This is a genomic window from Flavobacterium sp. WC2416 (assembly GCF_041200095.1).
Taxonomy (GTDB): Bacteria; Bacteroidota; Bacteroidia; order Flavobacteriales; family Flavobacteriaceae; genus Flavobacterium.
Genome location: NZ_CP165626.1, coordinates 1,440,509 through 1,466,042, shown reverse-complemented (window position 1 = coordinate 1,466,042; position 25,534 = coordinate 1,440,509). Strand labels below are relative to the sequence as shown.

The 25,534-nt window shown below is 32.0% G+C and carries 28 protein-coding genes; 18 read left to right on the top strand and 10 right to left on the bottom strand.

The window, feature by feature from the left end:
* Window positions 1–25 precede the first annotated feature (25 nt).
* Together AB3G39_RS06205 and AB3G39_RS06200 are read left to right on the top strand one after the other, a co-directional pair.
* Window positions 26–1,348 carry a sensor histidine kinase gene (locus tag AB3G39_RS06205; RefSeq protein WP_369752414.1) on the top strand — a complete coding sequence of 441 codons (1,323 nt, stop codon included), beginning with the start codon at window positions 26–28 and terminating at the stop codon, window positions 1,346–1,348.
* 128 nt (window positions 1,349–1,476) lie between these two features.
* Window positions 1,477–1,656 carry a hypothetical protein gene (locus tag AB3G39_RS06200; protein WP_369752415.1) on the top strand — a complete coding sequence of 60 codons (180 nt, stop codon included), beginning with the start codon at window positions 1,477–1,479 and terminating at the stop codon, window positions 1,654–1,656.
* A gap of 215 nt (window positions 1,657–1,871) precedes the next feature.
* Here the strand turns inward: AB3G39_RS06200 and hisS are convergent, their stop codons facing one another.
* Complete coding sequence (gene hisS, locus AB3G39_RS06195; protein ID WP_369769749.1) at window positions 1,872–3,245, bottom strand: histidine--tRNA ligase; 1,374 nt, start codon at window positions 3,243–3,245, stop codon at window positions 1,872–1,874.
* 105 nt (window positions 3,246–3,350) lie between these two features.
* Here hisS and AB3G39_RS06190 point away from each other — a divergent pair, with 105 nt between their 5' ends.
* Window positions 3,351–4,592 (top strand): ABC transporter permease, encoded by a 1,242-nt coding sequence (locus tag AB3G39_RS06190; protein WP_367754764.1) that lies wholly within the window; start codon window positions 3,351–3,353, stop codon window positions 4,590–4,592.
* A gap of 26 nt (window positions 4,593–4,618) precedes the next feature.
* Here the strand turns inward: AB3G39_RS06190 and prmC are convergent, their stop codons facing one another.
* Both prmC and AB3G39_RS06180 read right to left on the bottom strand, forming a co-directional pair.
* Complete coding sequence (gene prmC / locus AB3G39_RS06185) at window positions 4,619–5,476, bottom strand: peptide chain release factor N(5)-glutamine methyltransferase (protein ID WP_369769748.1); 858 nt, start codon at window positions 5,474–5,476, stop codon at window positions 4,619–4,621.
* A gap of 42 nt (window positions 5,477–5,518) precedes the next feature.
* Window positions 5,519–6,004 (bottom strand): GNAT family N-acetyltransferase, encoded by a 486-nt coding sequence (locus AB3G39_RS06180; protein WP_369752419.1) that lies wholly within the window; start codon window positions 6,002–6,004, stop codon window positions 5,519–5,521.
* 106 nt (window positions 6,005–6,110) lie between these two features.
* On the opposite strand from AB3G39_RS06180, the gene ribD reads away from it, so the two are divergent.
* The 3 genes from ribD to AB3G39_RS06165 are packed head-to-tail and all read left to right on the top strand — an operon-like array spanning window position 6,111 to window position 8,390.
* A complete protein-coding gene (ribD, locus tag AB3G39_RS06175; protein WP_369766264.1) occupies window positions 6,111–7,154 on the top strand; it encodes a bifunctional diaminohydroxyphosphoribosylaminopyrimidine deaminase/5-amino-6-(5-phosphoribosylamino)uracil reductase RibD in 1,044 nt (347 codons plus the stop codon).
* Window positions 7,147–7,749 (top strand): HAD family hydrolase, encoded by a 603-nt coding sequence (locus AB3G39_RS06170; protein WP_369766242.1) that lies wholly within the window; start codon window positions 7,147–7,149, stop codon window positions 7,747–7,749. Before ribD ends, AB3G39_RS06170 begins: the two co-directional genes overlap by 8 nt.
* A gap of 8 nt (window positions 7,750–7,757) precedes the next feature.
* Entirely contained in the window at window positions 7,758–8,390 is a 633-nt protein-coding gene (locus AB3G39_RS06165; protein ID WP_367771663.1) for a YigZ family protein, read from the top strand.
* Window positions 8,391–8,412: 22 nt separating this feature from the next.
* Here the strand turns inward: AB3G39_RS06165 and AB3G39_RS06160 are convergent, their stop codons facing one another.
* Window positions 8,413–8,814 (bottom strand): acyl-CoA thioesterase, encoded by a 402-nt coding sequence (locus AB3G39_RS06160; RefSeq protein ID WP_367771665.1) that lies wholly within the window; start codon window positions 8,812–8,814, stop codon window positions 8,413–8,415.
* A 195-nt stretch (window positions 8,815–9,009) separates the two neighbouring features.
* Here AB3G39_RS06160 and dnaA point away from each other — a divergent pair, with 195 nt between their 5' ends.
* The 6 genes from dnaA (at window position 9,010) to AB3G39_RS06130 (ending at window position 14,740) form a co-directional block, all read left to right on the top strand.
* The gene (gene dnaA / locus AB3G39_RS06155; protein WP_367754774.1) at window positions 9,010–10,437 is read left to right on the top strand and encodes a chromosomal replication initiator protein DnaA; all 1,428 of its coding nucleotides are present in this window, start codon (window positions 9,010–9,012) and stop codon (window positions 10,435–10,437) included.
* A 7-nt stretch (window positions 10,438–10,444) separates the two neighbouring features.
* Window positions 10,445–10,912, top strand: a complete 468-nt coding sequence (locus AB3G39_RS06150) for a low molecular weight protein-tyrosine-phosphatase (RefSeq protein ID WP_369769747.1) — start codon at window positions 10,445–10,447, stop codon at window positions 10,910–10,912.
* Between the two features lie 97 nt (window positions 10,913–11,009).
* Entirely contained in the window at window positions 11,010–11,732 is a 723-nt protein-coding gene (locus tag AB3G39_RS06145) for an SAM-dependent methyltransferase (protein ID WP_367754778.1), read from the top strand.
* 267 nt (window positions 11,733–11,999) lie between these two features.
* A complete protein-coding gene (locus AB3G39_RS06140; RefSeq protein WP_369766241.1) occupies window positions 12,000–12,494 on the top strand; it encodes a DUF4440 domain-containing protein in 495 nt (164 codons plus the stop codon).
* A gap of 162 nt (window positions 12,495–12,656) precedes the next feature.
* Window positions 12,657–13,784: a methionine aminotransferase gene (locus AB3G39_RS06135; RefSeq protein ID WP_369769746.1), complete on the top strand. Its 1,128-nt coding sequence runs from the start codon at window positions 12,657–12,659 to the stop codon at window positions 13,782–13,784.
* A 74-nt stretch (window positions 13,785–13,858) separates the two neighbouring features.
* A complete protein-coding gene (locus AB3G39_RS06130) occupies window positions 13,859–14,740 on the top strand; it encodes an SDR family oxidoreductase (protein WP_369769745.1) in 882 nt (293 codons plus the stop codon).
* A 59-nt stretch (window positions 14,741–14,799) separates the two neighbouring features.
* Here AB3G39_RS06130 and AB3G39_RS06125 read toward each other — a convergent pair whose 3' ends face one another.
* From AB3G39_RS06125 to AB3G39_RS06110, 4 genes are all read right to left on the bottom strand, one after another.
* Window positions 14,800–15,102 carry a hypothetical protein gene (locus tag AB3G39_RS06125; protein ID WP_367754785.1) on the bottom strand — a complete coding sequence of 101 codons (303 nt, stop codon included), beginning with the start codon at window positions 15,100–15,102 and terminating at the stop codon, window positions 14,800–14,802.
* A 59-nt stretch (window positions 15,103–15,161) separates the two neighbouring features.
* Window positions 15,162–15,692 (bottom strand): YceI family protein, encoded by a 531-nt coding sequence (locus AB3G39_RS06120; RefSeq protein WP_369769744.1) that lies wholly within the window; start codon window positions 15,690–15,692, stop codon window positions 15,162–15,164.
* Window positions 15,693–15,733: 41 nt separating this feature from the next.
* Window positions 15,734–16,486 (bottom strand): pirin family protein, encoded by a 753-nt coding sequence (locus AB3G39_RS06115; protein WP_369752426.1) that lies wholly within the window; start codon window positions 16,484–16,486, stop codon window positions 15,734–15,736.
* A gap of 89 nt (window positions 16,487–16,575) precedes the next feature.
* Window positions 16,576–17,157, bottom strand: coding sequence for a Crp/Fnr family transcriptional regulator (locus tag AB3G39_RS06110; RefSeq protein WP_367754791.1), 582 nt, complete (start codon window positions 17,155–17,157; stop codon window positions 16,576–16,578).
* A gap of 241 nt (window positions 17,158–17,398) precedes the next feature.
* On the opposite strand from AB3G39_RS06110, the gene udk reads away from it, so the two are divergent.
* From udk to AB3G39_RS06080, 6 genes are all read left to right on the top strand, one after another.
* Entirely contained in the window at window positions 17,399–18,007 is a 609-nt protein-coding gene (udk, locus tag AB3G39_RS06105; RefSeq protein WP_367754793.1) for a uridine kinase, read from the top strand.
* A 145-nt stretch (window positions 18,008–18,152) separates the two neighbouring features.
* Complete coding sequence (locus AB3G39_RS06100; RefSeq protein WP_367754795.1) at window positions 18,153–18,485, top strand: septum formation initiator family protein; 333 nt, start codon at window positions 18,153–18,155, stop codon at window positions 18,483–18,485.
* Window positions 18,486–18,507: 22 nt separating this feature from the next.
* Window positions 18,508–19,872 (top strand): methylmalonyl-CoA mutase subunit beta, encoded by a 1,365-nt coding sequence (locus AB3G39_RS06095; RefSeq protein WP_369769743.1) that lies wholly within the window; start codon window positions 18,508–18,510, stop codon window positions 19,870–19,872.
* Between the two features lie 49 nt (window positions 19,873–19,921).
* Window positions 19,922–22,051 carry a methylmalonyl-CoA mutase gene (gene scpA / locus AB3G39_RS06090; RefSeq protein WP_369769742.1) on the top strand — a complete coding sequence of 710 codons (2,130 nt, stop codon included), beginning with the start codon at window positions 19,922–19,924 and terminating at the stop codon, window positions 22,049–22,051.
* 359 nt (window positions 22,052–22,410) lie between these two features.
* Window positions 22,411–22,947 carry a hypothetical protein gene (locus AB3G39_RS06085; RefSeq protein ID WP_369766237.1) on the top strand — a complete coding sequence of 179 codons (537 nt, stop codon included), beginning with the start codon at window positions 22,411–22,413 and terminating at the stop codon, window positions 22,945–22,947.
* 351 nt (window positions 22,948–23,298) lie between these two features.
* The gene (locus tag AB3G39_RS06080) at window positions 23,299–23,820 is read left to right on the top strand and encodes a hypothetical protein (RefSeq protein WP_369766236.1); all 522 of its coding nucleotides are present in this window, start codon (window positions 23,299–23,301) and stop codon (window positions 23,818–23,820) included.
* Between the two features lie 56 nt (window positions 23,821–23,876).
* Here the strand turns inward: AB3G39_RS06080 and AB3G39_RS06075 are convergent, their stop codons facing one another.
* Window positions 23,877–24,518, bottom strand: a complete 642-nt coding sequence (locus tag AB3G39_RS06075; protein ID WP_369752433.1) for a peptidoglycan-binding protein LysM — start codon at window positions 24,516–24,518, stop codon at window positions 23,877–23,879.
* Window positions 24,519–24,613: 95 nt separating this feature from the next.
* Window positions 24,614–25,534, bottom strand: coding sequence for a DUF2279 domain-containing protein (locus tag AB3G39_RS06070; protein WP_369766235.1), 921 nt, complete (start codon window positions 25,532–25,534; stop codon window positions 24,614–24,616).

Sequence of the window (25,534 nt, the reverse complement as noted above, 5' to 3'; positions counted from 1 at the left end):
CCTAAAACAAATAACTTTTACAAATATGAAACTAAAACATAGACTTTCATTATTCAATATTGTAACAAAATTATTTTTGATAATTATTTTATGGATAACGTTACCCTACATCGTAAAAAAAGTAATTTACAATAATGCTGATGATGAATTATTAGAAAAGAAAGAAAAGTTTGTTCATAATCTAGATTCTAAAGAAATTAAAGACTTTTTATTAGCCAATGATTCAACTGAAGTATATAGTAATTTCACCATTTTACATAAAGAATTTACTCAATTAGAAGTATCGCCTAATCAAAAAACAATCAGTAAAGATGTTTTTTATAATGACCAAAGAAAAATTGAAAATCAAGAGGCTGAGTATCGAGTTTTACAGCATCATTTTAGCTACAATGCGACCAATTATCAACTTGAAATAGGAACTAATATAAAAGCAATAGATGATCTAATCGTTTTGCTTCACTATATAATCATAATTACTTTTTTGATAGTTACCTTTTTTACATTTATCATCGATCTTTTTTATGTGTCCTATTTATTGAAACCATTTAATAAAATAGTAACAACAAAAATTGCTTTAATCAATGAACCCGAAAAATTCAATCATACTCTAATACACAGTAAAACATCTGAATTTAAAGACTTAGATGATGCCTTAAATAATATGATGAATAGAATTACAGATGCTTTTGATAAAGAAAAACTATTCATAGGTAATGTGTCACATGAGCTCCTTACACCTATTGCTATTTTAAAAAATCGATTTGAAAACTTAATTCAAAACCAGTCCTTAGATGATATTGCTATTGATAAAATTTCTGATTCCTTAAACACATTGGATGCAATGAAAAAAGTAATCAATAATTTACTTTTAATTTCAAGAATTGACAATAAACAATTTCAAACCAATGAAGAAATTAATATTAGTGAGATTATTACGGAACTGATTGAAAATCTAAAAGATAGAATTCAAGAAAGAGAACTTAGTGTAGCTAAAAATATCAGAGAAAATTTTGATTTTAAAGGTAACAAAACACTTATTCAAGTTATGATTACTAATTTAATCACTAACGCAATAAAATACAATAACCCTTCTGGAAATATTACTGTTACAGATTCATGGAATAATAAGAACTATACCTTAATTATTTCAGATACTGGAATAGGAATGAATAAGGAACAACTTACCCAAATTTTTGATCGTTTTACACGAATTAATTTTGAACAAGATGGTCATGGAATCGGGCTTGCTATTGTTGATAGTATTGCCAAATTACATCAAATTGAAATTCAAGTCGAATCAGAAATTAATAAAGGCACATCTTTCAAAATTACATTCCCAATTTCTTAAATATTAATAAAAAGTTAAAAATTATTCCATCGCGAAATCTTCATTTTCTCTTCATTTAACGGTTATACATTTGACGTATAAATAATAACATTTATAAAAAAACAATAACAATTTAAATTTTAGAAATTATGAAAAAAGTAATCCTGTTAGCAATGTTAGTTTTAGGAACTACAGCTATGGTAAATGCACAAACTGCTACTAAATCAACTGCTCCTGCAAAAGAAGTAAAAATTGGAAAACACAAAAAGCACAACAAAAAAGAAGCTGCAAAAATGGAAGCAACTAAAACAGAAGCAACAAAAAAATAATAATTGCTAATCAAAAATTTTTAGTAATTATATGAGATTGAGTATTGACAAAAAAGCTATTCAAAATAAAAATTTGAATAGCTTTTTTTTATAACTCTTTTATGAAGAATGAAATTTTACATAAATAAAGTAGTAAATCTGAGCTTACTCCTTTTTAAAAATTGTATTTCTATTTTTTATTACTCTAGTTTTTTTTTCAAGACTTGGCTTATTACCTATTTTAATAATTCCTTCTTGAGTCCTTCAAGATCAAAAGAAATCTGTTCTCCTGTTACTAGGTTTTTAAGCGAAAATAAATTGGCTTCTATCTCATTTTCACCTGCAATTACTGCATAAGGGATATTTCGTTTATCAGCATGTTGAAACTGTTTTGCCATTTTTACAGCATCAGGATAGAGTTCTACTTTTACCCCTGAAGCCCTTAATTCTTTAACTGCTTTCATGGCATAAAAAGCTTCTCTATCACCATAATTTATGAAGAGTGCTTTTGTGGTTTCAGTAACTGTTTCTGGAAACAAATTAAGCTCTTCTACAACCAAATAAATTCGGTCCAAACCAAAAGAGATCCCAACACCACTCATATTTTTCAATCCAAAGATTCCAGTCAAATCGTCATAGCGACCACCGCCACCAATAGACCCCATAGCGACTGCCTTTGGCGGAGCAACTTCAAAAATAGCACCTGTATAATAATTCAGTCCTCTAGCCAACGTAACATCTAGATCAAGAATCGCAGTTGATAATCCCAATTCAGTAACATTATTACAAATGAAACGTAGTTCTTCTACTCCTTTCATTCCTTCAGCAGAAAGAGCTAAAAGCTGAGATAATTTTTCTATTTTCTCCGAAATTGTTCCTGTGAAATTAAACAAAGGCTGTACTTTTTCAATAGCCACTTCGTCAATTCCTTTTTCAATCATTTCTTTTTTAACTCCGTCCTCTCCTATTTTGTCTAGTTTATCTAAAGCGACAGTAAAATCGATCAATTTATCCGATGCGCCGATAACCTCAGCAATTCCAGATAATATTTTTCTATTATTGATTTTTACGGTTACTCCTTCTAAACCCAAAGCAGTAAAAACAGTATCGTATAGCTGTACTAATTCTACTTCTTGCCATAAAGACTTAGAACCTACCACATCAGCATCACACTGAAAAAACTCTCTAAAACGTCCTTTTTGTGGACGATCAGCACGCCAAACGGGTTGGATTTGGTACCTTTTAAATGGAAATTCGATCTCATTTTGATGTTGCACCACGTATCTTGCAAAAGGCACTGTTAAATCATAACGCAAGGCTTTCTCTGATATACTTGAGGTCAACTTCGTGCTGTCTTTATTTTCTAAATGAGTAACATTGGCTTTGGCCAAATAATCTCCCGAATTTAATATCTTAAAAATCAAACGATCACCTTCTTCCCCATATTTCCCCATTAAGGTATCTGAGTTTTCAAAAGAAGGCGTTTCGATAGGCTGAAAACCAAATTTCTCAAAATTACTTTTAATAATTTGCATGATATATTGACGTTTTGCCACCTCAGCAGGTGAAAAATCTCTAGTCCCTTTAGGTATACTCGGTTTTGATGCCATTTTTATAATTTATAATTCTTGCTGCAAATATCTTATTTTTAAAATAAATATTCCATCTTCTAAAACAAACTTGTAACAAAAATTGTATTTTCGTGTCAAACTAGTATGATGCTAAATTTATTCAAAGAAAATGTACGGATTGCAATTGGTTCTATTAGAACGCAATTATTGCGTACCACACTAACCGTTTTAATCATTGCAATAGGAATAACAGCTTTAGTTGGGATCCTTACTGTTGTGTCCGCATTAGAAAACACGATATCCTCTGATTTCGCATCGATGGGAGCCAATACATTCAATATAAATCAATACGAAAACACTACTCGAAGACGAGGAGAAGAACGAGAAATTATTAATCCAATTATTTCGTATCCCGAAGCTGTAGAATTTAAAAATAAATACAAATATCCTTTTACAGAAACTTCATTATCATTTACCGCCACATCAGCAGCTGAAGTAAAATTTGAAGCCACCAAAACTGACCCTGAAATTTCTGTTGTGGGTGTAGACGAACATTTTATTACAAACTCTGGTTTAGAAACTAAACTGGGACGAAATTTTAATGGTTTTGATATTTCTAATAATACGTATTCTTGTATTGTAGGTTCTGATTTTGAAAAAGGATTATTAAAAGACGTAAACCCAATTGATAAAATAATTTCCATTCGAGGTGCCCGTTTCAAAGTAATTGGAGTACTAAAAGAAAAAGGATCCACCTTTGGTAATAGCCAAGATTTAAGAGTTTTAATTCCTATTCAAGTGGCGCGGTCCTTATTTACAGCTCCTAATATCAATTATACCATGAGCATTATGGTTTCTAAGAAAGAACTTCTAGATCAAGCCATTGATAACGCTACGAGCACTATGCGAAGAGTTCGAAAATTGAGCCCTTTAAAAGACAATAATTTTGGAGTAGTACGCTCTGACGATTTAATAAATAGAATTTTAGGAATCACAAAATATTTAGGATTAGCTTCTTGGCTAATTGGAATTATAACCATCCTAGGTTCGTCAATTGCTTTGATGAACATCATGATTGTTTCGGTAACGGAGCGTACAAGGGAAATTGGAGTTCGAAAAGCATTAGGTGCCAAAAAAAGCACCGTGGCTTTTCAGTTTTTTATAGAAACGCTACTTATTGGTCAATTAGGAGGATTAATGGGAATTATTTTCGGAATTCTGATTGGTTACGGAATAGCAACTGCGATGAGTTTTGCGTTTGTAATTCCATGGGGCGCCATTTTTGCAGCTTTTTTAACCAGTTTCATTGTGGCAATTATATCTGGTTTATATCCAGCTATAAAAGCATCTACACTTGATCCTATTGAGGCTTTACGTTACGAGTAAATAGAAGCTTAAGATACTATATCTCCTTAAGTCAAACTACTTTTGGTCATTCTATCATTTCCGTAAATATCTTTACGCAATTCACTATTTTTAAAAGTCATTTCTTGCAGTAAATCAATCATTTCTTTCCCAAGATATTGATTGATTTCAAAAAACAATAAGCCGTTTTGAGTTAGGTTTTTCTGAGCCAATTCAGCAATTTTTTTATAAAAAATCAAAGCATCTGTATCATCTACAAAAAGAGCCAAATGGGGCTCGTTATCCAAAACATTTTTTTTGATTTCTAATTTTTCTAAATTCCGAACATAAGGAGGATTCGAAACAATAATATCAAACTGCTGCCCTAAATCTTCGGTTTCAAGAATATTTTGATGAATAAATGTGACGTCCACATTGTTTTCAATTGCATTTTTTTTGGCTGTAGCCAACGCTTTTTCCGAGACATCGATAGCAAAAACCTGAGCATCGGGAATATTTTTTGCTAATGAAATCGCAATACAACCGCTTCCTGTACCAATATCTAGAATTCTTAATTTTTGAGTTTTGAGTTTTGAGTTTTGAGTTTCAATAATCCATTCTACCAATTCTTCGGTTTCTGATCTTGGAATTAATACATTTTCATTTACTTCAAAATCCAAACCATAAAAACTCGTTTTCCCTAATAAATATTGAACTGGAATTTCTAGTTTTAGTTGTTCCAAAAAGGAATTCCAAACCAAGATTTCTTCATTTGTGAAAACTAAATCAGGCTGCAAAGCCAAATCAATTCTTTTTAATTGGTTTTTATCTTCTAATATTAAATAGAAAAAACTCTCAGCCTCATCTTCTCCATGAATTGGAGTAAGTGCTTGAATAAATTGATCACGGTATTGTTTAATTTTCATTTTTTTATTGCTTTATGAATTTAAAAATTCACAATTCATAACTTATAATTTTTTCAACATCCAAACCGGACAAGAAGTATGACCTGTGCATCCCATAGGAGAATCTATGTATTCAAAACCTACTTTTTTATACAGTTTTTGAGCGCCAAGCATATAAGGCATCGTTTCAAGATAACAGCTTTCAAATCCAAAATCTTTAGCACTTTGCAAACAAGTAGCCATCATTTGGCTCCCGATTCCCAAACCACGAGTTTCAGGTAAAAAATACATTTTTTGCAATTCGCAAATAGTCTCCGCTTCATTTTCAAGTGGTGCTACTCCTGCAACTCCTACTACTCTTCCTTCGTTTTCAACTACAAAATACGCTGATCTAGGCTTACTGTATTCTTCATACATTAAATCTAAATAAGGGTCGGCATATGCTGTTCCTACTTTTGGAATATTCAATTCATCAAAAACAGAACGAATTAATTTCGCAACGCTTTGATTATCTCTTTTTTCAATTTTTCTAATGATCCAGTTTTCCATTATAATTAAATGCTACTATTTGAAAGACAAAAATAGAAATACTTTATTGTTATTTACTGAAGTTTTAAAACTAAATCATAAACTCAAAAATAACTACTTTTGCATAGTGAAGAAAAATGAAACATACATCAAGCGCTGCATCGAATTAGCCAAAAACGGACTAGGAACTACCTATCCTAACCCTTTAGTGGGAAGTGTTATTGTTTATGACGGCAAAATTATTGGAGAAGGCTGGCACAAAAAAGCGGGTGAACCCCATGCTGAAGTAAATGCTATAAATTCCGTAAAGGACAAATCCTTATTACAAAAAGCGACCATTTATGTGAGCTTGGAACCTTGCAGTCATTTTGGAAAAACGCCTCCATGTTGTGATTTAATTATCCAAAATAAAATTCCAAATGTTGTTATTGGAACTGTTGACCCAAATGAAAAAGTGGCAGGAAATGGAATCAAAAAATTAATTGAAGCAGGAATACATGTCACTGTTGGCATACTCGAAGACGAATGCAACGAGTTAAACAAACGCTTTTTTACTTTTCATCAAAAGAAAAGACCTTACATAATTTTAAAATGGGCAGAAACTCAAGATGGTTTTATTGCACCGAAAGAAAAAACAGAAAAAAGACCCGTTTGGATAACCAATACCTATTCTAGACAACTCGTCCATAAATGGCGAACTGAGGAGCAAGCTATACTTGTAGGCACACAAACTGTGATGGATGACAATCCAAAACTAGATGCTCGCGATTGGAAGGGTCAAAACCCTATTAGGATCATTATCGACCAAAACAATCGGATCCCGAAAAACAGACATGTACTTGACAACCAAGTTAAAACTATAATTTTATGTAAATCCACATCAAATGTTGACAAAGAAAACTGTATCTTTGAAGTAATTGATTTTGGGCAAAACATAGCTCATCAAATCACAAATGTATTATTTCGACACCAAATTCAATCTGTAATTATAGAAGGCGGTAGACAAACTTTACAAACATTCATTGATGAAAACCTTTGGGATGAAGCACGAATATTCGTAAGCAACGTCTCTTTTTTATCAGGAACAAAAGCCCCTGCTTTAGAAAAAAATCAGATCGAAAAGCATTCGATTGGTACTGACGAACTTATAATTTACAAAAACCATGATTAATACTATCATTTTTGATTTTGGGGATATTTTTATAAATCTAGATAAGCAAGCCACTAGTGATGCCTTAAAAAAATTAGGATTAAAAGAATGGAATGAAGATCTAGATAAATTAAATATTGCATTTGAAAAAGGAGAAATTTCTAGAGAAATTTTTTTGATTGGAATTCAAAAACACATTCCTAATGCAAGTATAGATGAAATATTAAAAGCTTGGAATGCCGTACTATTAGACTTTCCATTGTATCGTTTGGAATTCCTTCAAATGCTTTCAAAAAAATACCGTTTATTTTTATTGAGCAATACGGATGCCATTCATATTAAAAAATTTGAACATAAAAGCGGAATATCCTTTTATAGTGATTTTTACCAATGTTTTGAAAAAGTATATTTTTCATTCGAAATTGGCATGAGAAAACCAGACAGTAGCATTTATAATTACGTTTTGAATAAACATGAATTGCAACCCAAAAGAACCTTGTTTGTTGATGACAAAAAAGAAAATACAGATGCTGCCCTTTTACTTGGGCTAAATATTTGGAATTTACAAGTAGGACAAGAAGATGTCGTTGATCTATTTACCAAAAATATAATTTAAAATTCCTTTTGAAAAACAAAGATACTTACAATACCATTGAAGCCCCAACGGAAGAAATTTTATTTAAAGAGAAAAATAGTAAATTTTTTGGTTATGCTTTTCCAATCCAATCGGAGGAGGAAGTAAAACCATTAATTGACGTTCTTAGAAAAAAACATCCAAATGCAGGCCATTTTTGTTATGCATATCAATTAGGCACCGATATGCTGTCCTATAGAGCAAATGATGATGGAGAACCAAGTAATAGCGCAGGAATGCCTATTTATGGACAAATACAATCCTTTGATGTAACAAATACATTGATTGTTGTGGTTCGAATTTTTGGAGGAACAAAATTAGGAGTAGGAGGCTTAATCTCAGCTTATAAAACAACAGCACAGATTACACTTGAAAATTGTACCATATTTGAAAAAACGATAGATATACATTATCTAATTTCATTCGATTATAAAAACATGAATAAAGTCATGCGGGTAATTAAAGAAAAAAAGCTTGATATTGTTTCTCAAGAAATGGAACTAAATGAAGAAACTGGATTACCAATTGGAACAATTGAAATAAAAACACGTAAAAAAAATGCCGAAACAATTTTCGACATTTTTAATTCGTTATATGAAATAGATATTAAAATTAAGGAATAATTATAATACAATTCTAATAATTTTAAATTCGTAATAACTTTTCTTTTACATAGTCTGGTGGAAGTGTGGGGCGAGTCGTTTTCATATCAACAAAAACCAAAATTGAGCTCGCAATTGTTAATAACTCCATTTTTTCATTATATATCTCATAGTCAAATTCTATCTTAACGGAAGTCTGACTTTTAAAAATAGTTTTAACAGTTAAGAGATCATCATATCGGGCTGGTTTTTTGTAATTTATATTCAAAGATACCACAGGAAGCATTATGCCATTTTCTTCCATCCATTTATACGAAACCCCAAGGTTTCTTAGCCATTCCACGCGTCCCATCTCAAAATACTGCGCGTAATTACCATGATAAACAACCCCCATTTGGTCCGTTTCTGAGTATCTAACCCGTACTGTAAATTCGTGTACTTTCATTATGAATTTTATTATTTTAACATTATTATTTTAACATTCAATACCTACTTACAACAATATTTCTTCAAAATCAACCCCTAATTATTTTTTTTTACAGAAATTTGTTCACATATTTGTTACCCCGAAAAATATCATCTTTTTTGATAATATTTAATAAGACAACGATTACTAAATAAAATAATTTACATAGAATTTATGAACAAAACTGCTCAATCAGTATGGGAAAACTGTTTGTCTTTTATAAAAGACAACATTCAAGATCAAGCATTCAAAACTTGGTTTGAACCGATCAAATCAGTTGAACTTACCGATAACGCATTATATATTCAAGTTCCAAGTAAATTTTTCTACGAATGGTTAGAAGAACACTATGTGAAATTATTAAAAGTTGCCTTAACTAAGGAACTTGGTAAAAACGCAAAGTTACTTTATAAAATTAAGATGGAAAACACTTATGGTAATAAACAACCGTTTACGGAACAATTACCAAGTGCCAACCGGGCTCCAATGAAACCACAAAATGTTGACGCCCCTTTTAAAAACTTAGATCCAGAATTAAAAAATCCTTTTGTAATCCCAGGAATTAGAAATTTAAAAATTGAATCCCAACTTAATGCCAACTATAGTTTTGATAATTTCCTTGAAGGAGATTCTAATAGGCTAGCTCGCTCAGCGGGCATGGCTGTTGCCAATAAACCTGGAGGAACATCATTTAACCCGTTATTGATTTTTGGTGGCGTAGGACTTGGTAAAACACACTTAGCGCATGCTATAGGAGTTGAAATCAAAGACAAATACCCAGACAAAACTGTTTTATACATTTCTGCCGAAATATTCACACAACAATATATTGATTCCGTTAAGAAAAATAATAGAAATGACTTCATTCACTTCTATCAATTGATCGATGTTTTAATTATTGATGATGTACAATTCCTTTCGGGTAAATCAGGAACACAAGATGTCTTTTTCCACATCTTCAACTATTTACACCAAAATGGAAAACAAGTAATTCTTACATCAGACAAAGCACCGGTTGATATGCAAGATATTGAGCAACGCTTATTATCTCGTTTCAAATGGGGATTGTCTGCTGAATTACACCAACCAGATTACGAAACTAGAATTTCAATCTTGAAAAACATTCTATATCGGGATGGTGTGGAGATTCCAGAAGAAATTATTGAATATGTAGCACGCAACATTAAATCAAATGTGCGTGAATTAGAAGGAGCAATTATTTCCTTAATTGCACAATCTTCTTTCAATAAAAAAGAGGTTACTATTGAATTAGCCAAAAGTGTGGTAGAGAAATTTGTGAAAAATGTAAAACGCGAAATTTCTATTGATTACATTCAAAAAATTGTTTCTGATTATTTCCAATTGGATTTAGAAACATTACAATCAAAAACTAGAAAAAGACACGTGGTACAGGCGAGACAACTGGCTATGTTTTTTGCTAAAAAATTCACTAAAGCGTCCTTAGCCAATATTGGTTCTCAAATTGGAGATCGTGATCACGCAACAGTATTACACGCTTGCAAAACAGTTGACAATCTTGTGGCAACCGATAAACAATTCAAAAAATTTGTTGAAGATATCCATAAAAAATTAACGTTATAAACGCATCATGCCCGTAAAAATTTTAATGGTTTGTTTGGGCAATATTTGTCGATCACCGTTGGCAGAAGGTATCTTAGCTTCTAAACTTCCAAAAGAAAAATTTACAGTAGATTCTGCAGGAACTGGTTCTTGGCATATTGGCCACGCTCCAGATTCTCGCTCCATTGCTATAGCAAAAAAGTACAAACTAGATATTTCAAAACAAAAAGGAAGACAATTCAATACTTCTGATTTTGAAACTTATGATTACATCTATGTCATGGACAAATCCAATTATGACGATGTAATCGAATTATCTAAAACTCAAGAACAAAAGAATAAAGTACAAATCATTTTGAACGAATTGTACCCCAACGAAAATGTAGATGTACCTGATCCTTATTTTGGTATGCCCAATGGATTTGATATCGTTTATAATATGCTAAATGAAGTTTGCGAAATTATAGCTACAAAAATTAAAGAGACCCACTCATAATTTTAGGAGTCCTATTTTACCCGCAAAACAAATTCATTTCTTTATTAATGCCGTTCTTTGCATTTCTAAATTAGATTAAAAACATAAATCGATCAAAATGAAACCAAATACTTTACTAGGAAAACTCTATTTAATCCCAACCACAATGGGGGATTGCGACCCAATGGATGTTTTGCCTCAAACTGTTAAAAGGACCATCGATTTTATTGACCATTATATTGTAGAAAACGACAAAACAGCTCGAAAATCGATTAAAGAAGTTAATCCCGAAAAGAAACAATCGGACTTAGTTTTGTTTACTCTAAACAAACGCACTGAAGTAAAAGAACATCTTGATTTTATCAAACCATTACTAGAAGGTAAAAACATGGGATTAATGAGTGAGGCCGGTTGCCCTGGTGTTGCTGATCCTGGTGCTGTTATCGTAAAACTAGCACATGAAAAAGGAATTCAAGTAGTTCCCTTAGTTGGCCCCTCTTCTATTCTATTAGCCATGATGGCTTCAGGAATGAATGGTCAAAGCTTTACCTTTCACGGGTATTTACCTATTGAAAAAGACGAGAAAAGAGCCAGTTTTAAAACTTTAGAACGAATTTCTTTCGAAAAAAATCAATCACAAATATTTATTGAAACCCCTTATCGCAACAATAAATTACTCGAAGATTTATTACTGACCTTGCATCCTGAAACACACTTATGTATCGCTACAGACATTACATTACCAACAGAATACATCAAGACTAAGAAAATTGCGGCTTGGAAAAAAGAAACGATTGATTTACATAAACGTCCTACTATTTTTATTATTCATAAAATGTAATTTTTAAACTATAAACTTTTTTATATAATAGAAATCTCAAAACCATATCCATTTTCCTATAAAGTAACTGCTTTGTACGGAAATGGATTTTTGGTTTTTATTAATAATAGTCTTAGCACTTTTTAATTTATAATATTAAATGGCATAAAATTCATTTTATTATCAAAAAATTAATATTAAACACTGATAATCAATATTTTATACTTAAATTTAATATCCCCTTATCTTAACCAAAAATCATCATTATAAATTTAAAAAAATTTAATTATGAAAAACAAGATTTTAAAAGGAGGATTAATGTTGGTTACTATGTCTTTACTGATAGCCTGTAATCAAAAAAAAGAGGCACCCATGGCCGTAATTGACAAAGACGCAATCAAAACCGAAATTCAGTCGATGGAAGATGCATTTGCAACTAACTTTAATGCGAGAAGCACCGATAACATCATGTATTACGCAGATGATGCCATCAGTTTTTCAAATGAAAAAAAACCTTTAGAAGGGAAAGCTGCCATTCAAGCTTCAATAAAAGAGGATTTAAAAACTTTTCCAAAAGGAGCCAAAATCAGTTTTGAAACTAAAGAAGTTCATGTTTCAAATGATGCCAATCAAGTGGTAGAAATTGGCGGCTATGAGGTCAAAGATTCCACTGATGCAAAAATCATGAGCGGCAACTTCATCAGCCTATTTGAAAAAAAAGACGGCAAATACATTTGTATTCGAGACATGGGAAACTCTGATATGCCTAAACCAAAAAAATAAAACAATATCATAAAAACACAAAGTAAAGTACTCCTAACAAAGTACTTTACTTTGTGTTTCCGTTTTAAATAAATACAATGTCGATTACAAAAAAATGAATCCGAAAAATGTATTTCTAAACTCAAATCAAATACTTACTTTTAGATCATTAAAAAAAGAAGCATGTCAAAACTCCCCAACATTGGTACAAGTATTTTTACAGTAATGTCTAAAATGGCAACAGAATATGATGCTGTCAACCTTTCACAAGGCTTCCCTAATTTTCCTGTAGACGAGCGTTTGACTACTATTGTAGCTCAGTTAGCCAGTGAAAATGTACATCAATATTTACCAATGGCAGGTTATCCTCCATTGTTAACCAAAATTGCTCAACAAACCTACCGTTCTTATAAAAGAACCATTCGAACAGACACTGAAATTCTTGTTACTGCTGGTGCGACCCAGGGTATTTTTACCACCATTCAAGCTTTAATTAAATCTAATGATGAAGTCATTATCTTAGACCCTAGCTATGATTGTTATGAAGCGCCAGTTCTTTTATGTAATGCAAAACCAGTGCGAGTTCCTCTTAATGATAATTATACTCCCAACTGGGAAAAGATAGAAAATGCGTGTTCTTCAAAAACAAAAATGATTATTGTCAATAATCCGCATAATCCAACTGGGAAAATTTGGATTCATTCTGATTTTGAAGCATTAGAAAATATATTACAAAAATATCCTGAAATGATTGTTCTCTCAGATGAAGTGTATGAATACATCACATTTGAAAAAAAACATATTTCAGCTCATACACGTGAAAAATTATTAAATCGTTGCATAATAATTTCTTCTTTTGGAAAATCCTTCCATGTTACTGGTTGGAAAATAGGCTATCTCATTGCTCCTGAACATTTGATGAAAGAAATCAAGAAAGTGCATCAATTTTTAGTTTTTAGTGTGAATAGCATTTGTCAGGTGGCTATTAGCAACTATTTAGACTTAGTATCTGTTGAAGAAATAAGTCAATTATATATTGAAAAACGGGATTATTTTAGCGCTTTATTAAAAGAGAGTCGTTTTAAATTACTGCCTTGCGAAGGCACTTATTTTCAAGTTGCATCCTATGCTTCTATATCAAATGAAAACGATGTTGATTTTTGCAAAAGATTAATCACAGAGCATGGGGTGGCGGCAATACCCATCTCTACTTTTTATGAAAACAACATAGCCCATCACCTCATTCGTTTTTGTTTTGCAAAAGACAATGCGACTTTAGAAAAAGCGGCAAAAAAACTATGTGCAATTTAGGTGTAGTCAATTACTTGATTTTATATGCATGCATACTATTTAATTTGTTATATTTACAATAAAAAAATTATATCATGGGTTATACAGATAAAATGTTACGCGATGATGCATTAAAAGGCAAAGTTATAGTCGTAACCGGAGGAGGAAGCGGTTTAGGTAAAGCAATGACAAAATATTTCTTAGAACTAGGTGCAAAAGTAGCAATTACGTCAAGAGACCTAGAGAAATTAAAAAATACAGCCTCTGAATTAGAATTAGAAACAGGTGGAACCTGTTTGCCTTTACAGTGTGATGTACGTCATTATGAAGAAGTCGAAAACATGCTGCAAGGTGTCTTGAAAGCTTTTGGAAAAGTAGATGTCCTTTTAAATAATGCTGCAGGAAACTTCATCTCTCCTACCGAAAGATTATCTACTAATGCATTTGATACCGTAATTGATATTGTTTTAAAAGGAACTAAAAACTGTACACTTGCTTTTGGAAAACATTGGATAGATACCAAACAAACATCATCAACTGTTTTAAATATTGTAACTACCTACGCATGGACAGGATCGGCTTATGTTGTGCCAAGTGCCACTGCCAAAGCTGGAGTATTAGCTATGACCAGAAGTCTGGCTGTAGAATGGGCAAAATATGGCATCCGAACTAATGCAATTGCACCAGGACCATTTCCTACTAAAGGAGCCTGGGATCGATTATTACCTGGAGATCTTGCCGAAAAATTTGATATGGCTAAAAAAGTGCCGTTAAAGCGTGTGGGAGATCATCAAGAGTTAGCCAACTTAGCTGCCTATATGGTTTCTGATTTTTCAGCCTATGTAAATGGGGAAGTAGTTGTAATTGATGGTGGTGAATGGCTTAAAGGTGCTGGACAGTTTAATTTGTTGGAAGCCATTCCAGAAGAATTATGGGACCAACTTGAAATGATGATTAAAGCAAAAAAGAATAAATAACTAAAATCAAAATTATTATATAAAAAGAGCGCTAATTAATTAGCGCTCTTTTTTTATAATTAGGCATTCAAAGCCATCAAAATCTCTGTTTTCAATAATCCGCTACCTCCCCCGTAATGCTGTACCACTGCAGTATTAGAATTTTGTTTCCTAAAAAACAAACGCAAATGGGTTTCGCTTTCTTCAGTAATTCCAGGTCCCAATAAAACTATTTCGAATTTTTTTTCTTGAAAAAGAACTTTAGCTTCTTCATCATTCAAAACACCAATCCCAGACCAATCAGCATTTGCATTAATTAATCGGACTACCGTACGTAATATCTCAAAATTTCTGCCTACGTATAGAATATTTATATTTCCCATAACTTTATCTAAAAAAAACCTCAACTACATGAAGTACCTGAGGTTATGCTAAAAACCGATTATTCTTTTATAAATTGAAGTTCTATTGCCAATTTAACTTCTTCACCAACTAGTACACCACCAGTTTCAAGAGCTGAATTCCAAGTTAATCCCCAATCTTTTCTATTAATTTTACCTTCTAATGAAAGAGCTAATTTTGTATTTCCCCAAGGGTCTTTCATTAATCCACTAAATTCTGCTGGTAGCTTTACTGATTTTGTTACCCCATGCATTGTTAAATCACCTACCAATTCATATTCCCCTTCATTAATTTTAGAGAATGAAGTTGCCGAAAATTTAATTGTTGGAAATTGCCCTGCATCAAAAAAATCAGCACTTAATAAATGGGTATCTCTATCCGCATTACCAGTTGCAATTGAATCGATTGCTCCGGTAAATTCAATTTTTGCATTTTCGAAATTCGAATCATTGGATTCGATTGACGCATCAAATTTTGTAAATTTACCTGAAATAGTAGTAAACATCATGTGTTTCACTTTAAACCCAATTTCTGAATGTGTTGGGTCAATTGCCCATTTTGTTGTTGACATAATAGTATTATTTTTAATTATTTAATTTATTTAGTAACTAATTATAATTTCATGGGTACTTCCATCAAAAGAATTTCGGCATTATCAGAATTAGCAATAAGATTGAATGAATCCGTATCAGTTATTCCCAGACCATCACGCTCATTTAAAGTAATACCACCAATAGTAAAGTCTCCTTTTAAAACAAAAGCATAAATACCGTTTCCTGCTTTCTTTAATTGGTATGAAGTCGAAAAACCTTTATCAAATTTTCCAATATGAAACCAAGCATCTTGATGAATCCAAACGCCTTCATCTTCTGGATTTGGAGATAAAATTTGTTGTAGATTATTGTGACGATCTTTCAAGTCCAAAGTGATTTGGTCGTAACGAGGTGTTACATTTTTTTTATTTGGATAAATCCAAATTTGCAAAAACTTAACCAACTGGTCTTTATTTTTATTATACTCACTGTGAAAAATCCCAGTTCCTGCACTCATCGCTTGAATATCTCCTTCTTTAATTACAGTAGTATTTCCCATACTGTCTTTATGTTCTAAATCTCCTTCGAGTGGGATAGAAATAATTTCCATATTATCGTGTGGGTGTTTTCCAAAACCCATTCCTTGACTCACTCTATCATCATTCAAAACGCGCAATACACCAAAATTCATACGTTCCGGATTGTGATAACCCGCAAAACTAAAAGTATGAAATGACTCTAACCATCCATGATTAGCATGTCCTCTGGTATTTGCTTTATGTAAAATAGAATTTGAAATCAAACCTTCTTTAGTACTATTTGTATTTTCCATTTTCGCTTTTGTTAATTATTATGATACAAAGTTGCGACTAAAAAGAAACTAAAGCATTGAACTAGGACAAGAAATGAAAATAGTTGAAATTAATTTTTAGCGAGTTTTGTTCTAATTTTACTTAGAAACTCAGGAGATATCCCTAAAAAGGAAGCGATATAATGTTGCGCTACACGCTGAGAAAGTGTAGGATATTTATCTAAAAACTCCAGATATTTATCTGTTGCAGTTTTAGAAATAGCATTAAACAATCGTTTTTGCGTTACTGCTAGATTGCGTTGCATTAATATACGGAAAGCCCTTTCAAATCTTGGTGCCTTTGCAAATAACACCTCTTTAGATTCGGGATTGAACATAAAAAATTCGCAATCTTCTAAGGTTTCAATAAATACATCACTGGGACTGTCCTCATAAATACTAAATGAAATATCACTTACCCAAGCATTTTCAATTGCTAATTGCAAAATCACTTCTATACCATTGGAATCTATATAATACTTGCGAACACAACCTTTTACAACAAAAGCTTCAAAATTGCATTTTTCACCTTCATGTAAAAGAATTGTCTTTTTTGGAATTTTTTTATTTTCTAATAAAGAATTAAAAATGCTTAATTCCTCTTTTTCAAAAGTGACATAACGGCTTATATTTTTATTGATTTGAGTATACAAAGTATTATTTTTAGGAAATTAAAGGTACTAAATTAATTCAAAAACTGGTGGGTAAATTGGCATTATAACTGAGTATCTCTTCGGTCAAACTAAAAATTAGCTATTTAATCTATAATGAATAATACGGATTTCCATTTTTAGTTTAAAAAAATTAATAAATACTAATTCTAATTTAGCAATTCTCTATTTTCAATCTATAAATTCCTATTTTTGCTTCATCAATAAATAACTCAACTATTATATGCTTATTATAGGAATTGCAGGTGGAACTGGAAGCGGAAAAACAACCGTAGTTCATCAAATCATGAATGAATTACCCGAAACAGAGGTAGGAATTATTTCACAAGATTCATATTACAAGGAAAATCACGGTCTTTCATTCGATGAAAGAGCACTAATCAATTTTGATCATCCACGTGCAATTGATTTCGAGTTATTAGTCACACATCTTAAAGAATTAAAAGAAGGAAATAACATCAATCAACCCGTGTATTCTTTTGTGACGCACAATCGAAGCGATGATACTGTTTTTACACATCCTCGAAAAGTGATGATTGTGGAGGGTATTTTAATTTTGGCAAATCCAGAATTAAGAGATTTATTTGATGTAAAGATTTATGTTCACGCTGATTCTGATGAAAGATTAATCCGTCGAATGAAACGTGATATTGCTGAAAGAGGTCGAGATATGGAAGAAGTTTTAAACCGTTATCAAACAACATTAAAACCCATGCATGAGCAATTTATAGAACCCACAAAAGCATTTGCGGATATTATCATTCCTAATGACAAATACAATACAGTAGCTATTGATGTAGTTCGGGCAGTAATAAATCAAAGAATTCTATAATTTTATTGTAATTTTATCAGAATATAGGATTCTAGAATTTAATTGCAACGGAAGGCATAAACTAAGCATTATTTTACGTTTTCAACTTTAGTTATGTTAATAAAACATTGGCTATTCGTTTAATAAGGACTTTAAAAAAAAAGAAATGACAAATCCACATAAAGACAAACCTTGGTTTAAATTTTTAAGTAATAAATACATTTGGGTATTGCTTTTCTTTTCAACTTGGATGGTTTTTTTGGACAACTATTCCTATTTTGACCATCGATTTCTAGACACTCAAATTAATGAACTTGAGGATAATAAAGAATATTATCAAGAGGAAATAAAAAAAGACGAAGAACAAATTAAAGAACTTAAAAACCCAGAACAAATAGAAAAATATGCTCGTGAGAATTACTATATGAAAAAAGACAGCGAGGACATTTATCTAATTGAATTTGAAGGTGACAGTATAGAGAACAGCAATAAACCCTGAATTATAAAAACCAAAAATTAAAATGGCTACTAATCTATTTGAAGATTTCGATCCTGTTTCTTCCAAACAATGGAAACAAAAAATCCAGTTTGAACTTAAAGGTGCCGATTATAATGATACCTTAATATGGAATTCTCCAGAAGATATTAAGGTGAAACCTTTTTATCACAAAGATGAATTTACCAAAGCTTTTCCAATAACCACAAAGGCTTCCAACTTTAAAATTTGCCAAAATATATTTGTTTTTGATATTGAGAAATCAATAGAAAGAGCTTTAGATTCTTTAAATAGAGGTGCTGAAAGTCTTCGTTTTACTATTGAAAATGATACTATTGACATTACTAAACTTTTAGAAAACTTACCATTAGAAAATGTTTTTGTTTACTTTAATTTAAACTTTATTTCAATCGATTTCGTAGCTAAAATCAATACAATAGCAATACAAAAAAAGGCAGTTGTATTTATCAATTTAGATCCAATAGGACAATTAGCCAAAGACGGAAACTGGTTTACAACTAAGGATAAAACCAATTTTGATACGCTCAATTTAATTACTACTGCCGTACCAAATCATTCGGTATTAAGCATTGACACTAGTTTATATCAAAATGCAGGTGCCAATATGGTACAGCAAATTGCTTATAGTTTAGCGCATGCCAATGAATATTTTAATAGGATTCCTATTATCAATCAACCCATCGTTTTTGAAGTTGCAGTAGGTACCAATTACTTTTTTGAAATTGCAAAACTACGTGCACTACGCCTTTTATTTAAGCTAATTGCAAAAGAATATAATCACAACTTAGATTGTCATCTCTTTGTTACACCCACAAAACGAAACAAAACCATTTATGATTATAATGTAAACATGTTACGTACCACAACCGAATGTATGTCGGCAATTATTGGTGGTGCGGATACTATTGCTAACTTACCTTATGATTCTTTGTACCATAAAGACAATGAGTTTGGAGATCGCATTGCTCGAAATCAGCTGTTAGTATTAAAAAATGAAAGCTATTTTGATAAAGTAAATAATCCCGCTGATGGAAGTTATTATATAGAAACACTCACCAATCAACTGGCCGAAAAATCGTTGACTTTGTTTAAAGACATCGAATCCAATGGTGGTTTTCTAAAACAATTGAATGAAGGAATCATTAAAAGAAAAATTCAGGAAAGTGCTGATAAAGAGCAAGATCTTTTTGACTCAGGAAAAGAAGTATTGTTAGGTACCAATAAATACCCAAACAAAGAAGATCACATGAAACAGGATTTAGAACTTTATCCATTTGTAAAAATCAATCCAAGAAAAACGTTGATAACCCCTATTATAGAAAAACGCCTTGCCGAGAAAACGGAACAGGAACGTCTCGCATTAGAGTAATTTTTCAATAAAAGGAATCAATTAAAAACGCATAAAAATTAGAGTCAAAATGATAAGAAATGACCTCAAACATATTAAATTAGAAAGTAAAAAGACAAATGATGACCCTCAAAATTCATCGTCAGAAAATTTCTTAACGGCAGAGGGAATCGAACTCAAACCAACCTATTCTGAAAAGGATATTGAAAATCTAGCGCATTTAGATTTTGGAGCTGGCTTTGCGCCAAATTTGCGCGGACCATACACTACGATGTATGTGCGCAGACCATGGACAATTCGTCAATATGCCGGTTTTTCAACTGCAGAGGAAAGTAATGCTTTTTACAGACGAAATCTTGCTGCTGGTCAAAAAGGATTATCCATCGCATTTGATTTACCCACGCATCGCGGATATGATTCAGACCATGAACGTGTTGTGGGAGATGTAGGAAAAGCGGGTGTGGCAATAGATTCGGTTGAGGATATGAAAGTATTATTCGATCAAATTCCATTGGATGAAATGTCAGTTTCCATGACTATGAATGGTGCAGTATTACCCATTATGGCTTTTTACATTGTGGCAGCCGAAGAACAAGGGGTAAAACCTGAATTACTTTCAGGAACGATACAAAATGATATTCTAAAAGAGTTTATGGTGCGTAACACTTACATCTACCCACCAACTCCATCCATGAAAATCATTGCCGATATTTTTGAATTTACAAGCAAGAAAATGCCAAAATTCAACTCGATATCTATATCGGGATATCACATGCAAGAAGCAGGTGCTACTGCCGATATTGAATTGGCTTACACATTGGCTGATGGATTGGAATACATTCGCACTGGACTAGCAACGGGAATGAAAATTGATGAGTTTGCCCCTCGTTTATCTTTTTTCTGGGCGATTGGAATGAATCACTTCATGGAAATTGCTAAAATGCGTGCTGGACGAATGATATGGGCCAAACTAGTAAAACAGTTTAATCCAAAAGATGATAAATCATTAGCATTAAGAACCCATTGCCAAACAAGTGGCTGGAGTTTAACAGAACAAGATCCTTTTAATAATGTAGCGCGTACGTGTATTGAAGCATCGGCAGCCGCTTTTGGAGGAACACAATCACTACATACTAATGCTTTGGATGAAGCGATTGCTTTGCCAACTGATTTTTCGGCAAGAATTGCTCGAAATACACAAATATTTTTACAAGAAGAAACCAAAATTACAAAAACTGTAGATCCATGGGCAGGTAGTTATTACGTAGAAAGCTTGACCGATGAGATTGTCCAAAGTGCTTGGAAACTTATTGAAGAAGTAGAAGAATTGGGAGGAATGACCAAAGCGATTGAAGCAGGGATTCCTAAACTAAGAATAGAAGAAGCAGCGGCTAGAAAACAAGCCCGCATTGATAGTGGACAGGACATAATTGTAGGGGTCAACAAATACCGCTTGGACAAAGAAGATCCTTTACAAATTCTAGATGTCGATAACCAGATGGTGCGAAAGCAACAATTGGAACAACTCGATCGTATAAAAGCAACAAGAGATACTAATAAGGTACAAGAATCAATTAAAAAATTAATCCTTTGTGCTCAAACTGGTGAAGGCAATTTACTGGAAATCGCAGTAGAAGCTGCAAGAAACAGAACTACGCTAGGCGAAATTAGTGATGCCTTAGAAACTGTTTTTGGAAGGTATAAAGCACAAATTAAATCCTTTAGTGGCGTGTATAGTAAAGAAATTAAAGACGATAAAAGTTTTGAAAAAGCAAAACAGCTAGCCGATACCTTTGCCAAACAAGAAGGTCGTCGTCCTAGAATCATGATTGCCAAAATGGGACAAGATGGGCACGATCGCGGTGCAAAAGTAGTAGCCACAGGTTACGCTGATGTAGGTTTTGATGTGGATATTGGTCCGTTATTTCAAACTCCTGCCGAAGCTGCAAAACAAGCCATAGAAAATGATGTACATATTCTTGGTGTTTCCTCATTGGCTGCAGGCCACAAAACTCTAGTTCCACAAGTGATAGAAGAGCTTAAAAAATATGGTCGTGAAGATATAATGGTAGTCGTAGGTGGTGTGATTCCGGCACAAGATTATCAATTTTTATTTGATGCTGGTGCAGTAGCTGTATTTGGACCTGGGACAAAAATTAGCGAAGCTGCTATTAAAATATTAGAAATTCTGATAGGGTAATAAATAATAATAATAATAATAGATAAATCATATAATAGTAAAACACCAACTTTATGTTGGTGTTTTTTATTTTAAAGCGTATTTTATCTAATTAAAAAAAAGGAACCCTTCCTATTAAATATATGGCAATACAGACTTCTATTATTAACAAAATTTACGTAAAACCTTAACTATCAAGTACTAAAAAAATAAATAACTTTACCTAATTAGGCAACTGAACTAATTGTATGCTCCAAGTCTTAACTGTTATTTTATTAAAAAGTGTAGATTAAATTATACTAATAAAAAGGGGAAGAAAACAACAAGCCTTACTAATTTAATTCTACTACTAATTATTAATCAATTAAAAATCAACTATTATGAAAGCGTATATTATTGCCATGTTTGCATTTGGAATAACAAGTTTGTCCTATTCACAGGATATAATGAATGATGATACTGAAGATGTAAGTTATAAAGTAGAAAATTTACCAGCAGTTGTTATCAAAAGTGCAGGAACAGATTTTTCAGTTTATTTACCAGACCGTAATCCTGACAATACCATTAGGAAACTTGAAGATGAATTTATTGCTTACGACTTGGGTAAAGACTATGAAGGTTATGAAACATATTTAGTCGTAATGGAAGTAAAAGATGGCTCATTGGCAGCAACATATAATGAAAAAGGGAAATTAATTCGTGTGGTGGAAAATTACAAGAATGTAAAGCTACCTAGTAAAGTAATTTTCTCTGTTTACAAAAACTATCCTGGATGGCAGATTGTAAATGATAAATATTTATACTCACAAAAAGAAGGAGATATTCAAAAAAAACAATATCATTTAAAAATTAAAAAAGGAAATGAAACACGTAAATTAACGGTTCATCCAGACGGTAAAATTATTGCAGGTATCTAAGTTTAAAAAATATAAAATCATTTGGCTGTTCTTAAAAAAGAGCAGCTTTTTTTGTTTTAACTATCATCAATGATGAATAAATAGCGCTTCAATTTGCTCCTAAAATAATACCTATTACAGTATAGAAAATATAATTTAATTTATCCAAAAGATGACAATTCTTAATAAAAAAAAGAAGTAGAAACCAATTTTATTAACATAAGATACGGATTAAATTAACAGAAATTAGATAAAAAAAAACTACCTTTAAGAAGATTACTTATATGATTATCAACGATTTAAAAAGACCTCAGCATTGAATTAACCTATAATATTATGTATATATAAATATTAATTTAAAAACTAAATATTATGAAATCATTTATTATTATGTTATTAGTTGTAGGCCTATCTTTTTCCGTTTATTCGCAAGATACAGAAAAAGGAAAGGTTAGTGTTGAAGAATTACCCGCAGTGGTAATTAAACGAATTGGTTCTGATTTTTCTGTTTACATTCCAGACAATCATCCCGACCAAGACGTTAGAAATATGGAACAAAAATTTATTGCTTATGACATTGGGAAAGATTATGAGGGATATGAAAACTATTTGGTATTGATGGAAACAAAAAATGGATCTTTATCAGCTACTTATGATGAAAAAGGAAAATTAGTTCGAGTTGTAGAAAATTACCAAAATGTAAGATTGCCTAATGAAGTAATTTATTCAATATATAAAACCTATCCCGGTTGGAATATTGTCAACGATAAGTACTTATATTCTCAAGAAGAAGGGGATATTGTTAAAAAACAATATAATCTAAAGATTGAAAAAGGCAAACAAAAAATGAAATTGTTAGTTCGTTCCAATGGCGAAATATTGAAAGCTAAATAAAAAAATGGCAGACCAAAAAAAATTGGGCTGCCATTTTTATTTTATCGTTATATTATTTAATTTAAGCTTGCTACTGCATTCACATTAGCTACAATAAATGAAGTGTCATATCCTCCAAATGCTTTCATATAACTTCTAATTGAAGTACCATAAGCATCTTTAATAAATTTCTTCCCATTGTGCTTAAAGTATCTTCTTACAGAACCTGCTCCACCAAGATGTGCAGCCGCCAAAATTCCTGATTCTGTTACCAAAATTCCATTAACTACTTTACCATCATACTTTTCGATGATATCTTGTAATATCCATTTGTTTTTTGATAAAAGTGCCACAAAGGCTCTTTCTTGTAATTTGGGGCTTTTTAGGAATAAAATACTATCCTTCACACCAACAGATCTTAAGGTTTCTATACCAAATTGGTATTTACCTAAATAACCGAGAGAATTGATTTTTTTGTACTTCCCTTCTGATTCTTTGAAACCAAGTGCTTCCTTAAAACCAATAAATAAATTTCCAGTAAAAGGGAAATTTAAATTGATATAATCTTCTTGTTCTATGGATGGATATAAGTATCGTGTTCCATCCGTGTTTTTTATTAGAAACCAATCATTTTTTTCTATTTTAAGAGGTTTAAAACCCGCACTTAAAAAGGCTATAATAATCGCCAAACTTGTATAAAAATACCACTTCTTTACCATAAATTGTTTTTCTTCAAAACGCTGTCCCGTTAAGAAATTTCTGCGTGCAAAGATACAATAAATTTTATAAAGCTGAAAATCAACCTATTAAATTTTTAAAAATATAAAATTCGTCCTCTAAAACCCTCGTTAACTGAGTATTCAATCGTTGGAGCTGGAATTTTAAGCGTATTAAAAACAGAAAAAAAAGTCTTCAAAAAATGAGATTTTGTTTCAATTTTCGTCAGGTCAACGTCAAAACTCAAATAAAACTGTCTGAATCTCTCTGTTTTCGGAAGGAGTAATTTATCAGAATTTTCGCTATTTCCACTCACCATTCCATCCGCTCCATAACCCATTGCGAGATTGAGCCATTTTGGTATTTTAGAACCTTTGGAAAAAGAATATAAATTAACCGAAAGCCAATACGTTTGACCGTTATAATCTTTAAGGATCTGCTCCGCTAAGTTGCTTCCTAAAACGTTGGGCCTATATTGGGCAAATTGTGTGGTGTGAAAAGAGAATTTTGGTATAATACGTTGTTCATTCCATAATAACTCTTGGGAAACATATAAAGCCGTTCCAGAAGCATTTGCTATAACATCTCCAGGTGATGCTCCCCATTCAGAAGAATAGCCATCTAAAACCTCAACAGCCGTTAAAAATGCAAATCCTAAACCAGCACCATATAGCAATTGCTTCTTTTTACTAGCTCCACTCCATTGTAGCATTTCACTTCCCATCCTTCCCAATTGATACGAAGAATAGAAATGTCCTATTTTATCCATTTGAAGCCATTCCGCATTATCATTTATAAAATGAAAATTAGATCTTGGATAATCGGCATACCATAGCTGGTTTAGGCCTACTAATGCTGCAGAGGCCAATATTGATTCTGAAAGAATAACTGTATTTTGTCTTTTTATATTTAAAGTGTCCGAAGGTTTTAAAAAACGATCGAATTTACTTTGAGCATCTGCATCACGCAGTCCACTTACCAAAAAAAACATCAGAAAAAAAATAGCTTTATATTTCAA

Coding starts and splice junctions, on each gene's coding strand:
- AB3G39_RS06205 (WP_369752414.1), top strand. CDS start 26: ATGAAACTAAAACATAGACTTTCATTATTCAATATTGTAACAAAATTA.
- AB3G39_RS06200 (WP_369752415.1), top strand. CDS start 1,477: ATGAAAAAAGTAATCCTGTTAGCAATGTTAGTTTTAGGAACTACAGCT.
- hisS (WP_369769749.1), bottom strand. CDS start 3,245: ATGGCATCAAAACCGAGTATACCTAAAGGGACTAGAGATTTTTCACCT.
- AB3G39_RS06190 (WP_367754764.1), top strand. CDS start 3,351: ATGATGCTAAATTTATTCAAAGAAAATGTACGGATTGCAATTGGTTCT.
- prmC (WP_369769748.1), bottom strand. CDS start 5,476: ATGAAAATTAAACAATACCGTGATCAATTTATTCAAGCACTTACTCCA.
- AB3G39_RS06180 (WP_369752419.1), bottom strand. CDS start 6,004: ATGGAAAACTGGATCATTAGAAAAATTGAAAAAAGAGATAATCAAAGC.
- AB3G39_RS06170 (WP_369766242.1), top strand. CDS start 7,147: ATGATTAATACTATCATTTTTGATTTTGGGGATATTTTTATAAATCTA.
- AB3G39_RS06160 (WP_367771665.1), bottom strand. CDS start 8,814: ATGAAAGTACACGAATTTACAGTACGGGTTAGATACTCAGAAACGGAC.
- dnaA (WP_367754774.1), top strand. CDS start 9,010: ATGAACAAAACTGCTCAATCAGTATGGGAAAACTGTTTGTCTTTTATA.
- AB3G39_RS06150 (WP_369769747.1), top strand. CDS start 10,445: ATGCCCGTAAAAATTTTAATGGTTTGTTTGGGCAATATTTGTCGATCA.
- AB3G39_RS06145 (WP_367754778.1), top strand. CDS start 11,010: ATGAAACCAAATACTTTACTAGGAAAACTCTATTTAATCCCAACCACA.
- AB3G39_RS06140 (WP_369766241.1), top strand. CDS start 12,000: ATGAAAAACAAGATTTTAAAAGGAGGATTAATGTTGGTTACTATGTCT.
- AB3G39_RS06135 (WP_369769746.1), top strand. CDS start 12,657: ATGTCAAAACTCCCCAACATTGGTACAAGTATTTTTACAGTAATGTCT.
- AB3G39_RS06130 (WP_369769745.1), top strand. CDS start 13,859: ATGGGTTATACAGATAAAATGTTACGCGATGATGCATTAAAAGGCAAA.
- AB3G39_RS06125 (WP_367754785.1), bottom strand. CDS start 15,102: ATGGGAAATATAAATATTCTATACGTAGGCAGAAATTTTGAGATATTA.
- AB3G39_RS06120 (WP_369769744.1), bottom strand. CDS start 15,692: ATGTCAACAACAAAATGGGCAATTGACCCAACACATTCAGAAATTGGG.
- AB3G39_RS06115 (WP_369752426.1), bottom strand. CDS start 16,486: ATGGAAAATACAAATAGTACTAAAGAAGGTTTGATTTCAAATTCTATT.
- udk (WP_367754793.1), top strand. CDS start 17,399: ATGCTTATTATAGGAATTGCAGGTGGAACTGGAAGCGGAAAAACAACC.
- AB3G39_RS06100 (WP_367754795.1), top strand. CDS start 18,153: ATGACAAATCCACATAAAGACAAACCTTGGTTTAAATTTTTAAGTAAT.
- AB3G39_RS06095 (WP_369769743.1), top strand. CDS start 18,508: ATGGCTACTAATCTATTTGAAGATTTCGATCCTGTTTCTTCCAAACAA.
- scpA (WP_369769742.1), top strand. CDS start 19,922: ATGATAAGAAATGACCTCAAACATATTAAATTAGAAAGTAAAAAGACA.
- AB3G39_RS06085 (WP_369766237.1), top strand. CDS start 22,411: ATGAAAGCGTATATTATTGCCATGTTTGCATTTGGAATAACAAGTTTG.
- AB3G39_RS06080 (WP_369766236.1), top strand. CDS start 23,299: ATGAAATCATTTATTATTATGTTATTAGTTGTAGGCCTATCTTTTTCC.
- AB3G39_RS06075 (WP_369752433.1), bottom strand. CDS start 24,518: ATGGTAAAGAAGTGGTATTTTTATACAAGTTTGGCGATTATTATAGCC.